The sequence below is a fragment of the Rhodococcus sp. P3_B8 genome (genome assembly GCF_056402775.1).
The window spans coordinates 21275-34824 of sequence record NZ_JBFUGT010000059.1; the positions used below are offsets into that span (position 1 = coordinate 21275).

Below are 13550 nucleotides of genomic sequence, written 5' to 3' on the forward strand. Positions count from 1 at the left end.
GGGCGGAACCCGAGAAGGAGAATCACATGTCCCGGATGCTCTTCGTGAACCTGCCGATCAAGAACCTCGACGCGACCAAGACGTTCTTCGGCGGACTCGGCTTCGAGTTCAACGCCACGTTCAGCGACGACTCCTGCACCGCCATGGTGATCAACGAGCACACGTCCGTGATGCTCCTCGTCGAGTCCCGGTTCACGGACTTCATCGAGGGCGGCATCTGCGACACGTCCAAGTCCGTCGAGGCCCTCATGTGTATCTCGGCCGACAGCCGCGAGGAAGTCGACAGCCTCGTCGACAAGGCCCTCGCCACCGGCGGAACGTCGTGGGGCAAGCTCCAGGACGAGGGCTTCATGTACGGACGCGCGTTCCGCGACCTGGACGGTCACGTCTGGGAGGTCATGTGGATGGATCCGGCCGCCGTGCCGGCGTAGGGGTCAGGCGGGCGGGGTCTCCGGTAGTCCGAACTTCTCGAACAGATCGACGTCGAAGAAGCAGACGACATGGGAGACCCCGTCGGCCGTCACATCCAGGACGTGGAGCTGGAACGGGCGGTGGACGCCGTCCTCCCCGCGCATGTACAGGCCGAGGGCCGGCTGTCCGTTGGCCGCCGTGGACACCAGACGCATGTCGCCCGGAGCCTTGGCCGGACAGTTTCCGCTGATCAGGGTGCCGATCGAGGCGCCCCCGCGATACCAGCCGTCGAACGGAGGCATCTCCCAGACGGCGTCCTTGGTGAACAGTTCGACGATCGCGTCGATGTCGTAGTCCTCGAACGCGGCGACGTAGCGGTCGAGGAGGTCGCGCTCCTCGGGGGACTCCGGTTCCACCAGAGTGTCGGCCGTCGGCGTGGCCAGTTCGAGCTGCGCACGTGCACGCTGCAGCAGGCTGTTCACTGCCGTCGTGGTGGTACCGAGAGCCGTCGCGACCTCCGACGCCTTCCACTGCAACACGTCGCGGAGGACGAGGACCGCGCGCTGACGTGCAGGAAGATGCTGAAGGGCGGCGATGAACGCCAGCCGCACCGACTCGCGCGACGTCACGACGGTGGCGGGATCGTTCGCGTCGTCGTCGATGAGGCGGTTGGGGAGCGGTTCGAGCCACGGGACCTCGTGTCGTTCGACGAGGTCGGCGGTCGGGTCGGAGTCGGGAGCGCCCAGCCCGCTCGGCAGCGGACGCTTGGATTTGCTCTGCAGGGCCGTCAGGCACGTATTGGTGGCGATCTTGTACAGCCACGTCCGCAGCGACGCCTGCTGCTGGTAGCCGTCGTACCCCCGCCAGGCCCGGATGAAGGTCTCCTGCATCTGGTCTTCGGCGTCGTGAAGTGAGCCCATCATGCGATAACAATGGGCGAGCAACTCGCGCCGGTAAGGGTCGGCGAGTGCGAGGAAATCCCCGTCGAGCGACTGCGCAGCCGTCATGGTTGGAGCTTACTGCGGCCGTCCGACAGATGTCGGGCCCTCGCGCCCGCCGACCCGCGGGTCAGTCCCAGTTCACCATCGGCTGCCCCGTCTCGAGCAGGGTCTTCATTCCGCTCAGCACCTCGTTCCAGCCGCCGCCCGCGCCCTCGGACTCGCGCCTGCCCGCGACCATCTCGGCCAGGTCGGGTGCGTTGGTGAGGTCGTGTGTGACAGTCAGTTTCGCGACACCGGGCCGGCTCGACGGCACGATCTCGTAGGTCAGGGTGGTGAAACCCTCCACGTTGTCGGCGTCCATCAGCATCCGCCACGTCTGCACCAGCTTCTTCGGCGGATCGGACTCGATCACCTCGCCGTCGACGATCACGTCGGGCACGCCCGGGTATTCCTTCATCGCGTCGTCCGCGCGCGATCGGAACGCGCCGCCCGCGCGGAGGTCGTAGTCGACGAGGCCGCCGTAACCGTACTGCTGCGACCACTCGGGTTTGGTGATGGCGTCCCAGATGGCCTCCGGCGTCGCCTTGATATAGACCGCGTAGATCTGGAATGCGTCGGCGGTAGTCATTTCTCTTCCTCCAGTTCGGCTTTCAGCTGAGCGAGCGCACTCGTGTGACGCTCGGTGTATTTGTCGATCCACCGGTTGTGGATCAGCTGTATCGGCACAGGATTGAGGTAGTGAAGTTTTTCCCGGCCGGAGCGGCGCGTGACGACGAGCCCCGCGTCTTCGAGCACACGCAGATGCTTCATGACCCCGAATCGTGTCATCTCGACCTGCGACTCGAGTTCGGTGAGCGTCTGACCATCCTGGGCGAACAATCGGTCGAGTATCAGGCGGCGGGTGGAATCGGCCAGCGCCTTGAAGACGTGATCGTCGTCCATGAATCGAGAATAGGTGACCATTTGGTCACATGTCAACGCCCGTGAGTACTTATTAACCGTCGGCGGTTAACAAGTACTCACAGGGGAAGTTCTCGCCCGGTTCACGCGCGCGCCACGGTGCGTCCACGAACCAGGGCAGTCCGGTCCCTACCGTCCGAGGGTCCCGGTTCGTCACCATGGAGGTTTCAGACAGTGTCCACTGCACCACTCAACCGCCGCGGGTTCCTCGGTCGCACCGCGCTCACCGGCCTCGGTGTGGCACTCGCCGGAAGCGTCGACGCCCTCGTCCGGCCGGCGTTCGCGTCCGCGGCGCCGGGACAGGCGATCGGCTACGGACCGCTCGTACCCGACCCGAACCGCATTCTCTCGCTCCCGGTGGGTTTTTCGTACACCGTCGTCTCCCGGTCGGGTGAGACGCAGTTGGACGGTGGCGTACCGGTGCCGAGCGATCCCGACGCCATCGGGGTGTTCGCGCGACCCGGCGGTTCCACACTCGTCACCAATCACGAGATCGGCAGCGACGAACCGTTCGGTGTGCCCGCCCTCGACGGATTGACGTACGACGCGGGCGCGCGCGGCGGTACGACCACGACCGCGGTCGGCGCCGATGGCGCACGGCAGGGCCAGTACGTCAGCGTCGCGGGCACCGTGAACAACTGCGCGGGCGGCATCACCCCGTGGGGGACGTGGTTGACCTGCGAGGAGACGGAGGCTCGCGCGGGGGAGGACGGGTTCCTGCTCGACCACGGCTACGTCTTCGAGGTGGACCCGGCGAGTCAGGACGCGAACAGGGGCAAAAGTCCTGTGCCGCTGAAGTTCCTCGGCCGGTATGCGCACGAGGCCGTGGCGGTGGATCCGGCGTCGAGCACCATCTATCTCACGGAGGATGCGTCCGGGCCGAACGGCCTGTACTACCGGTGGACGCCGCCGCAGGGTTTCCGGGGCGGGCCGAACGCGCTGCGCGAACTCGCGCAGTCTCCGGGCGGCGACGCCGCGGGTGCTCTCCAGGCGATGGCGTGCTTCCAGGGCGGAACGCACGTCCCCGACCTGTCGCAGGCCACCGAGCCGGGAACCGTGTACGCCGTGCAGTGGGTAGGTGTGCCGGACCGTGACGCGACGAGCACGCCGGTGCGTGAGCAGTTCGGGAACGACGTCGTCACCCGCAGCCGCAAGCTGGAGGGACAGTGGTGGGGCGACGGCGGTGCCTACTTCGTCGCGAGCTACGCACGGACCAGCGACGGCAGCGTCGCCGAGCACGACGGCCAGGTGTGGTTCTACGACCCGGCGAAGCAGACCGTCACGCTGAAGACCCTGTTCGGTGTCAATCCCGATCCCGCGGTCGATACCGGAAACTACGACGGGCCCGACAACATCACCGTCTCGCCGTACGGCGGCGTGATCCTCGCCGAGGACGGCGAAGGGATCAGCCACCTCGTGGGCGTCACGGCGGAGGGTGAGCCGTTCGCGATGGCGCGGAACGAGTTGAACGACAGCGAATTCTGCGGTCCGGCGTTCAGTGCGGACGGGAAGATCCTGTTCGCGAACATCCAGTCGCCGGGGCTGACGCTGGCGATCACGGGTCCGTGGCACCGTCCCCTGCCGTGAGTACTTGTTAACCACGGGCGGTTAATAAGTACTCACGGGCCGGAGGCATAGACCCAACCGCGGAGTGCGAGGAACCGCAGCCCGCCGACGACGGCGCTGACGGCGATGACGAGCGCGACCTGCGCCGGACCGTCGGCGCCGGGGAAGAGCATGTGCAGGAGGGCGAGCGCGAGTGAGCTGACGGCCAGGCCGATCAGCGCGAGGGTTCCGCCCTCCCACTGTGCGACGAACCAGCGGACGCGGTCCACGGCACGGAAGGTGAGCCGCCGGTGGAGTTCGTTGGCCAGCATCGAACTGGTCACCACGCCGACGAGGTTGGCGACGAACGACCCGTACATGTCGAGGGTGAAGAAGGCGAGAGCGTAGAGCACGTTGCTCGACGTGCCCACCAGCGTGAACCGGGTCAATTGAGCGAACACGCCGCCGGCCCGCCCACGTAGAGGGGGATACGTGGGCGGGCCGACGGCGTCGTGGAACTGAACGATCATCTCATTCAGCGGATGAGGGCACCGTTGCCGGTGTCCGTCACGTGGCCGCCGCCGAGGACGCCGGCCACTTGCTCCTCGCTCAGTCCCAGCTCGCGCAGGCGATCCCAGACCGCGTCGAATTCGACGAGCTTGGCGTTGAGATCGTTGCGCAGGCGGTTGACCTCGTCGCGGATCTTCTCCGCTTCGTCGATCGCTTCCAGCGTCTGCTCCGGCTGGGGCAGAAGCATGGACAGGAGACGGTCCCGGGCGTCGGCGCTCAACCCCGCGAAGGGCTGCCGCTGATCGGCGGGGGCCTCGTGCCTGCCGCCGCGGACCTCGGACGACTGGATCGGCGCCGTGTCGGGCTCGAGTGCGTACTCCGGAACGGGGGCGTACTCGGGTTCCTGGACGGGCTCCTGCTCGCTCGACAGGTCGATGGTGCGACGCAGCGGGCGGTTGGGCAGCAGGATGACGGCGATCAGGGTGATGACGGCGACGACGGCGGCGATCAGGAAGATCCGGCCGGTCGCGTCTCCGTATGCGGCGCGGATGACACCCTGCACGGGGGCGGGCATGGACGTCAGGTCCAGGCTTCCGCCGCCGCTGCTCGACCCGGCGGGGATGCCGAGTTTCGCGAAACCGTCGGCCGACAGGTCGGCGACGCGGGTGGCCAGCACCGATCCGAGAACCGAGACGCCGATCGCGCCACCGAAGGTCCGGAAGAAGGCAACCGAGCTGGATGCCGCACCGATGTTCTGGACGCTGACGGTGTTCTGCACCGCGAGGACCAGGTTCTGCATCAGCATGCCCATGCCGAGACCGATGATCGCGATGTATGCGCCGACGAGGGTGAGGCTGGTCTCGTGATCGATGGTGCCGAGCAATCCGAAGCCGACGATCATGAGGACGGCGCCGCCGACGACGAACGGCTTCCACTTGCCGAAGCGAGTGATGAGCTGTCCGGATCCGACCGTGCCGAGGAGCATGCCGGCGACCATCGGGATGGTGAGCACTCCGGCCATCGTGGGGGTGTAGCCACGCGAGGTCTGGAAGTACTGGCCGAGGAACGTGGTGGAACCGAACATTCCGACACCGACGGCGACGGACGCGATGATGGCGAGTCCGGTGGTCTTCTCGGTGACGATCTTGAGCGGGATGATCGGCGACTTGGCTTTGGCTTCGACGAGGATTGTCGCGGCCAGCAGGAGCACACCGGATCCGACGTACATGACCGTTTCACGGGAGAACCACTCGTAGTAGCCGGCCTTGCCGGCGAACGAGACCCAGATCAGCAGGATGGACACACCGGCGGTCAGCAGCAGGGCGCCGAGCCAGTCGATGGAGACGTCGTCCTTCTTCTCGGTCGCGAGGTGCAGGGTGCGCTGCAGCAGGAACAGTGCGATGACGGCGAGCGGCACGCACACGAAGAAGCACCAGCGCCAGCCGAGGGGGCTGTCGACGATGACGCCGCCGAGGATCGGGCCACCCGACATCGACACGGCCATGACGGCACCCATGTAGCCGGAGTAGCGGCCGCGCTCACGGGGAGCGACGATGGTGCCGATGATGGCGACGACGAGAGCCGTCAGGCCACCCATGCCGATGCCCTGGATGACGCGTGCGGCGAGCAGGATCGGCACGTTGTGCGCGAAGCCGGCGATCACCGAACCGATGACGAAGATGACGATCGCGCTCTGGACGAGGACCTTCTTGTTGAACAGGTCGGCGAGCTTGCCCCAGATGGGTGTCGAGGCGGCGTTGGCGAGCAGCGCGCTGGTGATGACCCAGGCGTACGCGGTCTGCGTGCCCTTCAGGTCACCGATGATCGTGGGGAGAGCGGTGGCGACGATCGTGCTGCTCAGCAGCGCGGTGAACAGCGCGGCGAGCAGGCCCGTGAGGGCTTCGAGGATTTGGCGGTGCGTCATGGCCGTCGTTTCTTCAACCGGCGGCCGAGTCTGTGTTTCGGTCATACGCTTTGTGTTCCAATCGGGTTCGAGCTCGTAACGATCCGGTGTTCTGGATCGAAGAGTGTTTCCTTCAGGTGCCGGATGGATTCGAGGGCAATCGCTGCCTCGGTTTCGTTCCAGCCGGTCATCAACTTCTGCATTCGTGCCGCTCGCTGTGTTCTCACGTGCTTGACGTACGCCATTCCCTCCGGCGACACGCGTATTCGGAATGCGCGTCCGTCGGCGGGATCCGAGTGGCGGGTGACGTAGCCGACGTCCACCAGATCGGTGATCTGGCGACTGAGTGAGGACTGGCTGACACACAGTTCGGTGGCGAGTTCGTTCTGCCGGCATTCCCCCCGAGCCGCGAGGACGAGGAGGACCCCCGTCAACGCGCGCGGGATGTGACCGTCGCCTTCCGACACCAGGGCGTCGCGAAGCACGCGGCCGAAGAGGAAGACCTCGTCGATGAGCGCTTCGGTGGTGCCGAGAGATACGGACGGCACGGTAGGCACTGACGAGACGGACATGGCAACCCCTGAAGGACGACTTACTTGATGCAAGCAACTATATACATCGTTAGCGCAAGCAAGTAAGTCGATTCGGTGTCTGATGCATCACAAAACAAAGTGACCTATTATCTGCGTATGAATGCAGATAAGCGCGCTTGTCGGCGCCGACTCGACGAAGACCAGGTCGGGCTGGTGGTCGAGGTCTTCCGCATGCTCGCCGACGCCACCCGGGTGCAGGTGCTCTGGCAACTGGTGGGAGGCGAGCTGTCGGTGAACGAGCTGGCCGAACGGGTGGGGAAGCCGGCACCGTCCGTCTCGCAACATCTCGCGAAGCTCCGGATGGCGCGGCTGGTGCGCACGCGGAGGGAGGGAACGTCCATCTACTACAGCGTCGCCAACGAGCACGTGCAGCAGTTGGTTACCGACGCCGTGTTCAATGCCGAGCACGCGGGCCCCGGCATCCCGGGACATCACCGCGCCACCGGCGATCTGCAGGTGATCCACGACGACGCGGACCTCGCCGCGGAGGGAGGTGGCTCGTGAACGGCCACGGACATTCCCATGGGCACGGCCACGGCCACGGCCACGGAGATTCGGGTGGCGTCCGCGGGGCGATCCGCGAGATCTTCGCCCCGCACAGCCACGACTCCGCGGACAGCGTCGACGACGCGCTCGAGGCGAGCGAGATCGGGATCCGGGCGGTCAAGATCAGCCTGGTGGTGCTGGGAGTCACCGCCCTCGCTCAGGTGATGGTGGTGGTGCTGTCCGGGTCCGTCGCTCTCGCCGCCGACACCGTGCACAACTTCTCCGACGCGCTGACGGCGGTCCCGCTGTGGATCGCGTTCGCCCTCGGACGGCGGGCGGCCACCCGGCGATTCACCTACGGCTACGGCCGGGCCGAAGACCTGGCTGGGTTGTTCGTCGTGGTGATGATCGCGTTGTCCGCGGTCGTCGCGGGTGTGGAGGCGACCCGCCGCCTCCTCGATCCGGTGCCCATCGACCACCTCGGGTGGGTTGCCCTCGCCGGTGTCATCGGATTCGCCGGCAACGAGTGGGTGGCGCTGTACCGCATCCGGGTCGGCAGGCGGATCGGCTCCGCCGCGCTCGTCGCCGACGGGTTGCACGCACGGACCGACGGATTCACCTCCCTCGCAGTGGTATTGGGCGCCGGTGGTGTCGCGGTCGGGCTTCCGCTCGCCGACCCGGTGGTGGGCCTGGTCATCACGGCCGCGATCCTGCTCGTGTTGCGGACTGCGGCGCGCGACGTGTTCCGGCGGCTGATGGACGGCGTCGATCCGGGACTGGTCGACGCCGCCGAACGGGCCCTCGCCGCCGAACCGGGGGTGGTCGGGGTGCGCAGCGTCAAGATGCGGTGGATCGGCCACCACCTGCATGCCGACGCCGAACTCGACGTCGATCCCTCGACCAGCCTGCGCGACGCGCACCGCGTGGCGCACACCGCCGAACACACACTCACCCACGCGGTTCCGAAGCTGAGTACCGCCCTCATCCACGCCTATCCGGCGCACGACGCGGAGGCGGTCGGTCAGACGGCGTGACTCGCTTTCATCGCCGGTCGGGGCCGGTGGCGACCGGCCGCCCGGGATCGGACGACCACTGCGACCAGGACCCCGGATACAGGGCGGCGTCGACGCCGGCGAGCGCCAGCGCCGCAACCTGGTGGGCCGCCGTCACACCCGATCCGCAGTACACGCCGACGGGACGTCCGGGCTCGACGCCGACCGCGGCGAATCGTTCGCGCAGCACCTCGGCAGGCGCGAACCGTCCGTCGGGCCCGAGATTCTCGGACGTCGGGGCGCTGCGGGCACCGGGAATGTGCCCGGCGCGGGGATCGATGGGTTCGGTCGCGCCCGAATACCGCTCGGCGGCACGGGCATCGAGAAGGTGGCCGTGGTCGGCGAATTCGGCGGCCTCGTCCGCGGTCAGCGTCGGCAGGTGGCCCGCAGTGAGAACGACGTCACCGGGCAGTGGTGGGTGCTCGTCGCCGGATCGGACGGGATGGCCCGCCGACGTCCACGCGCCGAGACCGCCGTCGAGCATCGTCACGTCGGCAACTCCGGCCCAGCGCAGCAGCCACCACGCCCGCGCGGCGGCAAGGTTCCCGGTGGCGTCGTAGACCACGACAGGGCTGCCGGCCCGGACACCCCACCGGCGCGCGGCATCCTGGAGGTCCGTCACCGTCGGCAGGGGATGCCTGCCCAGTTCCGGGGATCCCGGGGCGGCCAGTTCGGTCTCCAGGTCGACGAACACGGCACCGGGAATGTGCGCGTCGAGATAGTGCTGCCTGCCTTCGGTGTCGCCGAGCGCCCACCGCACGTCGAGAAGGACCGGCGGAGCGGCGCTGTTCAGCGTTTCCGCCAACTCGTCGATCGTCACCACAGTGCTCATCGCACCACTGTCGCACAACGCAGGTTCGGTGTGCCGCGCTGCTGCTCGCGGCCGCGGTGTCCGGGCTGGCCGGGTGTCATGTCAACCCCGACGCGCGGGTGCCCGCCCGTACGGTTGCCGCACAGGCGCGGCAATTGGCAGTTCCGGGATCGGCCGCGTCACCGGAAAGGAGTCGAGAGTGAACGGGCTGCCGTGGTGGGCGAGCTGAACGGGTTCGCCGGACAGCAGCCGGTAGGTTGCGGTCTTGGCGCGGACGTCCACGTGGATCTGGCTGCCCCGCACCGTCATCCGGAACGACAGATTGACCAGCTGCGGTGGTATCCGCGGTGCGAACGAAAAGTTGCCGCCGTGGTCGCGCATTCCACCGAATCCCGCGACGCACGCCATCCACGTTCCGGCGAGTGAGGCGATGTGCAATCCGTTCTCCACGTTGGCATGGAGGTCGTGGAGGTCCGTCAGGGCGGCCTCGGCGAGGTAGTCGTAGGCGAGTTGAAGTTGCCCGACCTCGGCGGCCATCACGGACTGCACACACGCCGACAGGGACGAATCCCGAACCGTCAGGGCCTCGTAGTAGGCGAAATTGGCGATCTTCTGTTCGTCCGTGAAGGCATCGCCGCGAAGATACATCGCCAACACCAGGTCGGCCTGCTTCACCACTTGCTTGCGGTAGAGATCGAAGTACGGGTAGTGGAGCAGCAGCGGATAGTGCTCGGGTGGTGTGCCTTCGAAGTCCCACTCGGCGTGGTGCGTGAAGGCGTCGGATTGCTGGTGGACGCCGAGAGCGTCGTCGAACGGAATGCGCATGTGCTCGGCGGCGTCTCGCCAGAGCGCTGCTTCCTCGTCGTCCACACCGAGCTCGCGCGCCAGGCCGGGGCGTCGCTCGCAGGCGGCCGCCGCGTCGTGCAGATTCTTCTGCGCCATGAGGTTGGTGAACACGTTGTTGTCGGCGACGGCGGTGTACTCGTCCGGCCCGGTGACGCCGTCGATTCGGAACTCGCCCTGCGCATTGTGGTGGCCGAGCGACGTCCACAGCCGGGCGGTCTCCACGAGCAGTTCGACGCCGCATTCGGCTTCGAACTCCTCGTCCCCGGTCGCGGCCAGATACCGGGACGTGGCCGCGGCGACATCGGCACCCACGTGGAATGCCGCGGTTCCCGCGGGCCAGTAGCCGGAGCATTCTTCGCCGTTGATCGAGCGCCACGGGAACACGGCGCCTGCCTGCCCCAGCTGTACGGCGCGGTTCTTCGCCTTGTCGAGCGTGGAGTGCCGCCAGCGCAGTGCGTCGCGGGCCGAGTCCGGCACCGTGTACGTGAGCAGGGGGAGTACGAATGACTCGGTGTCCCAGAACGCATGACCGTCGTACCCGGGCCCGGTCAGGCCTTTCGCCGGGATCGCCCGCGATTCACCGCGGGCACCGGCCTGCAGCACGTGGAACAGCGCGAACCGCACCGCCTGCTGCAGTTCCGCGTCGCCGTCGATCTCGACGTCCGCCGTCTCCCAGAAGGCGTCGAGATACTCGCGCTGGCGTTTCAGCAGGGTGTCCCAGCCGGTTTCGAGTGCTCCGGCGAGCGCCCCCTCCACCTGGCCGCGCAGGGCCGGAGTCGACCGCCGCGCCGACCATCCGTACGCCAGATATTTCGTCACCTTCAGGCGCTCACCCTGGGGGATGTCGACGGCCACGGTGAGCCGGGCCAGATCCTCTTCGGTCTCGATGCTGCACCGCCCGTTGGCGGGGTAGTCGACCTCGTGGTCCATCCCCGCGGCCATGCGCAGTCCCGACGCACGCGTGTGGTGGGCGAGTACCGCCCTGAAGTCGTGGGCGGCAGCGAAATCGGAGACCAATGGAGTGTCCAGGGCGGCAGCGACTCTCGGGTCGTCCGTGCGGGCGGGGATGTGTTCGTTGGCGAGCAGATCCGACTGCAGGACGAGTTCGATGTCCCCGTCGAGCGGCTCGACCTCGTAATGGATGGCGGCGACCGCACGCGAGGTGAACGAGACGAGTCGTTCCGAATGGATGCGCACGCGGCGTCCGGTCGGCGACGTCCACTCGGTGGTGCGGCGCAGGGTGCCCGAGCGGAAGTCGAGGACGCGCTCGTGCGCCGGTGCACTCCCGTACCGCATGTCCATGGGCTCGTCCTCCACGAGCAGCCGGATGATGCTGCCGTCGGTCACGTTCACGACGGTCTGCCCGTCCTCGGGGTAGCCGTAACCCGCCTCCGCGTATGGCAGGGGACGTTGCTCGTAGAACCCGTTGAGGTAGGTGCCGGGGAGACCGCGCGGTTCACCCTCCTCGAACGTGCCACGAATCCCGATGTGTCCGTTGGACAGTGCGAAGGTGGATTCGGTGGCGTGCAGTGCCTCCAGATCCAGTCCGCGCCAGCGCAGCTGCCACGGCGAGATCTCGTAGCCCGTGTCGTCCATGCTCACCTTTCCAGAAGTTCGGCCAGGTCGTTCACCACCACGTCGGCGCCGTGTTCGCGTAACGCCTCGGCCTGATCGTTCCGATTCACCCCGACCACGTAGCCGAATTCGCCTGCCCGTCCCGATTCCACTCCGGACAGGGCATCCTCGAACACGGCCGCCTGATCGGGATGCACGTTGAGGGCGCGGGCGGCCGCGAGAAACGAATCCGGCGCGGGTTTCCCGCGGAGGCCCTGCTCGCTGATCACCACCCCGTCGATGCGGACGTGCACGTAGCGGCTGAGATCGGCCGCGTCGAGGACGGCCTTGCCGTTCGCGGACGACGTGACCACGGCGATCTTCAGGCCGGCGTCGTACGCCGCGCTGATGTAGCGGACCGAACCGGGGTAGGGGCTGACGCCCTCTTCCTCGATGACTTTCAGCAGCAGCCGATTCTTGCTGTTCCCGACACCGTTCACGGTCTCGGCGCCGGGTGGATCGTCCGGCGATCCCTCCGGCAACGTGATGCTGCGGGACGTGAGAAAGGTCCGGACCCCGTCGGCGCGGGGACGTCCGTCGACGTAGTCGTAGTAGTCCTGGTCGGTGAACGGCCGGAAGTTGGCGCCCTCGCGATGCTTCAGGAACTCGTCGAACGTGCGTTTCCACGCCTTCCGGTGCAGCACCGCCGTTGCCGTGAGCACACCATCGAGATCGAACAAGCAGGCCGAGATCGCATCAGGCAGTCCCATCACCTCCCCGACGGTACCGCCGTCGACGGCGGTTTCGCTGAGGCGCGCGCAAATCCTGTACCGAACGGACCTGCATCAGGTCGTTGACTTCCAGTCGAGGGCGGTCGAATACTGAGAGTTCCCACCGACTGTTGCGGAGTGCACCGTGAACATGGAGGAACCGGCCCCGTCGGAGCAAGTGAGATCCCTCGCCGTTCGCGCGATGGAGATCATGGCGAACGGAAGCCGCGCCGATTTCGATTCCGTCGTCCACTCGGACGCATTCAACCGGGAGAGCGCGACGGAACCCCCGCGGACGCGAGGGCGTGGACCCGACGCGTTCTACGCTACCGCGGTGTGGCTGCGCTCCGCGTTCGCCGAGCTGCGGTTCGACGTCGAGTATGTCGTCGTCGAGGGCGACCTCGCCGTCGTCTACACGATCATGAAGGGCAGGCACGTCGGACCCTTCGTCGTCTACGACGAGCAGGGATCGATCGATCAGGTGTTCGCGCCCACGGGGCGATCGTTGGCGGTCAACCAGTCGCACTGGTTGCGCGTCGAAGACGGCCGCGTCATCGAGCACTGGGCCACCCGGGACGACCTCGGTCAGGCGGTCCAGCTGGGCTGGGTGCCGCCGACGCCGCTGTCGATGGTCCGCAATGCCTGGGCCAAGCGTGCGGCGCGCAGAAACGCGCAGAGCTGAGCCGCCGTTCGTGTCGGAAGGGTGACGATTCCTCGCAAAAACGCCAAAACGTACCAAACGGACCGTATGTTCTGTTCGATCGATAGATACTCGAACGAAGGAGACGGTCCTTGAAACGCTCGGTGGTTATCGCGGCAAGTTGTGCGCTCCTGACGCTGTCGGCCTGCGGGTCCGACGGCGAACCGACGCCGACATCCGAAACGTCCAGCTCGACAACAAAGGCGACACCCGCCGCCGCCACGACCACTCCACCGACGTCGGAGCTCGCACCGCCGGCCGTCGCGCCCGAGTCGAACGGAGGCGGCGGCGGTTCGTCGGGGACCGGGCAGGGCGGTTCCGGCGGGGGTGGGCAGGCTCCGGTCGCAGGCCAGCAGCAACCGCCGCCGGTGATACCGCCGCCTGCAGTGGTTCCGCCGGCGGTCGAGCAGCCCGCCGCATCCGAGCAGCCACCCGTGGCCGAAGAGGAACCGCCGGTGGCCGAGGAGG

At 67.3% G+C, this 13550-nt stretch carries 15 protein-coding genes; 6 read left to right on the forward strand and 9 right to left on the reverse strand.

Annotation, left to right across the window (positions count from 1 at the left end; all coding sequences use genetic code 11):
- Positions 1–26: 26 nt before the first annotated feature.
- Positions 27–431, forward strand: coding sequence for a VOC family protein (locus AC1D1G_RS19960; protein WP_283333415.1), 405 nt, complete (start codon positions 27–29; stop codon positions 429–431).
- Positions 432–434: 3 nt separating this feature from the next.
- On the opposite strand, the gene AC1D1G_RS19965 is transcribed toward AC1D1G_RS19960, so the two are convergent.
- The 3 genes from AC1D1G_RS19965 to AC1D1G_RS19975 form a co-directional block, all read right to left on the reverse strand.
- Complete coding sequence (locus AC1D1G_RS19965; RefSeq protein ID WP_477953421.1) at positions 435–1418, reverse strand: sigma-70 family RNA polymerase sigma factor; 984 nt, start codon at positions 1416–1418, stop codon at positions 435–437.
- Positions 1419–1479: 61 nt separating this feature from the next.
- Entirely contained in the window at positions 1480–1980 is a 501-nt protein-coding gene (locus tag AC1D1G_RS19970; RefSeq protein WP_477953422.1) for an SRPBCC family protein, read from the reverse strand.
- Complete coding sequence (locus AC1D1G_RS19975) at positions 1977–2315, reverse strand: ArsR/SmtB family transcription factor (protein WP_065489769.1); 339 nt, start codon at positions 2313–2315, stop codon at positions 1977–1979. Before AC1D1G_RS19975 ends, AC1D1G_RS19970 begins: the two co-directional genes overlap by 4 nt.
- A gap of 171 nt (positions 2316–2486) precedes the next feature.
- Between AC1D1G_RS19975 and AC1D1G_RS19980 the strand changes: the two genes are divergently transcribed.
- Positions 2487–3899 (forward strand): alkaline phosphatase PhoX, encoded by a 1413-nt coding sequence (locus AC1D1G_RS19980; RefSeq protein ID WP_283333417.1) that lies wholly within the window; start codon positions 2487–2489, stop codon positions 3897–3899.
- A 32-nt stretch (positions 3900–3931) separates the two neighbouring features.
- Here AC1D1G_RS19980 and AC1D1G_RS19985 read toward each other — a convergent pair whose 3' ends face one another.
- The 3 genes from AC1D1G_RS19985 to AC1D1G_RS19995 are packed head-to-tail and all read right to left on the reverse strand — an operon-like array spanning position 3932 to position 6842.
- Positions 3932–4387: a GtrA family protein gene (locus AC1D1G_RS19985; protein WP_005238131.1), complete on the reverse strand. Its 456-nt coding sequence runs from the start codon at positions 4385–4387 to the stop codon at positions 3932–3934.
- 5 nt (positions 4388–4392) lie between these two features.
- Positions 4393–6336: an MDR family MFS transporter gene (locus AC1D1G_RS19990; RefSeq protein WP_477953423.1), complete on the reverse strand. Its 1944-nt coding sequence runs from the start codon at positions 6334–6336 to the stop codon at positions 4393–4395.
- Entirely contained in the window at positions 6333–6842 is a 510-nt protein-coding gene (locus AC1D1G_RS19995; protein WP_016883656.1) for a MarR family winged helix-turn-helix transcriptional regulator, read from the reverse strand. The genes AC1D1G_RS19990 and AC1D1G_RS19995 overlap by 4 nt, the downstream gene beginning before the upstream one ends.
- A 117-nt stretch (positions 6843–6959) precedes the next feature.
- On the opposite strand from AC1D1G_RS19995, the gene AC1D1G_RS20000 reads away from it, so the two are divergent.
- Both AC1D1G_RS20000 and AC1D1G_RS20005 read left to right on the forward strand, forming a co-directional pair.
- The gene (locus tag AC1D1G_RS20000; RefSeq protein ID WP_477953425.1) at positions 6960–7367 is read left to right on the forward strand and encodes an ArsR/SmtB family transcription factor; all 408 of its coding nucleotides are present in this window, start codon (positions 6960–6962) and stop codon (positions 7365–7367) included.
- Positions 7364–8383 (forward strand): cation diffusion facilitator family transporter, encoded by a 1020-nt coding sequence (locus tag AC1D1G_RS20005; protein ID WP_477953427.1) that lies wholly within the window; start codon positions 7364–7366, stop codon positions 8381–8383. Before AC1D1G_RS20000 ends, AC1D1G_RS20005 begins: the two co-directional genes overlap by 4 nt.
- Positions 8384–8390: 7 nt before the next feature.
- Here the strand turns inward: AC1D1G_RS20005 and AC1D1G_RS20010 are convergent, their stop codons facing one another.
- From AC1D1G_RS20010 to AC1D1G_RS20020, 3 genes are all read right to left on the reverse strand, one after another.
- Positions 8391–9224: a sulfurtransferase gene (locus AC1D1G_RS20010; RefSeq protein WP_477953432.1), complete on the reverse strand. Its 834-nt coding sequence runs from the start codon at positions 9222–9224 to the stop codon at positions 8391–8393.
- Between the two features lie 90 nt (positions 9225–9314).
- Entirely contained in the window at positions 9315–11654 is a 2340-nt protein-coding gene (locus AC1D1G_RS20015) for a glycoside hydrolase family 65 protein (protein ID WP_477953428.1), read from the reverse strand.
- A 2-nt stretch (positions 11655–11656) separates the two neighbouring features.
- The gene (locus AC1D1G_RS20020; protein WP_082764733.1) at positions 11657–12382 is read right to left on the reverse strand and encodes an HAD family hydrolase; all 726 of its coding nucleotides are present in this window, start codon (positions 12380–12382) and stop codon (positions 11657–11659) included.
- A gap of 151 nt (positions 12383–12533) precedes the next feature.
- Here AC1D1G_RS20020 and AC1D1G_RS20025 point away from each other — a divergent pair, with 151 nt between their 5' ends.
- Positions 12534–13064: an ester cyclase gene (locus AC1D1G_RS20025; RefSeq protein WP_283333519.1), complete on the forward strand. Its 531-nt coding sequence runs from the start codon at positions 12534–12536 to the stop codon at positions 13062–13064.
- Positions 13065–13174: 110 nt separating this feature from the next.
- Positions 13175–13550: chromosome condensation regulator RCC1 (locus tag AC1D1G_RS20030; protein WP_477953430.1), on the forward strand; the 376-nt coding region annotated here is incomplete at its 3' end.

Coding starts and splice junctions, on each gene's coding strand:
- AC1D1G_RS20020 (WP_082764733.1), bottom strand. CDS start 12,382: ATGGGACTGCCTGATGCGATCTCGGCCTGCTTGTTCGATCTCGATGGT.
- AC1D1G_RS19965 (WP_477953421.1), bottom strand. CDS start 1,418: ATGACGGCTGCGCAGTCGCTCGACGGGGATTTCCTCGCACTCGCCGAC.
- AC1D1G_RS19975 (WP_065489769.1), bottom strand. CDS start 2,315: ATGGTCACCTATTCTCGATTCATGGACGACGATCACGTCTTCAAGGCG.
- AC1D1G_RS19995 (WP_016883656.1), bottom strand. CDS start 6,842: ATGTCCGTCTCGTCAGTGCCTACCGTGCCGTCCGTATCTCTCGGCACC.
- AC1D1G_RS19990 (WP_477953423.1), bottom strand. CDS start 6,336: ATGACCGAAACACAGACTCGGCCGCCGGTTGAAGAAACGACGGCCATG.
- AC1D1G_RS19960 (WP_283333415.1), top strand. CDS start 27: ATGTCCCGGATGCTCTTCGTGAACCTGCCGATCAAGAACCTCGACGCG.
- AC1D1G_RS19970 (WP_477953422.1), bottom strand. CDS start 1,980: ATGACTACCGCCGACGCATTCCAGATCTACGCGGTCTATATCAAGGCG.
- AC1D1G_RS19985 (WP_005238131.1), bottom strand. CDS start 4,387: ATGATCGTTCAGTTCCACGACGCCGTCGGCCCGCCCACGTATCCCCCT.
- AC1D1G_RS20000 (WP_477953425.1), top strand. CDS start 6,960: ATGAATGCAGATAAGCGCGCTTGTCGGCGCCGACTCGACGAAGACCAG.
- AC1D1G_RS20015 (WP_477953428.1), bottom strand. CDS start 11,654: ATGGACGACACGGGCTACGAGATCTCGCCGTGGCAGCTGCGCTGGCGC.
- AC1D1G_RS20025 (WP_283333519.1), top strand. CDS start 12,534: ATGGAGGAACCGGCCCCGTCGGAGCAAGTGAGATCCCTCGCCGTTCGC.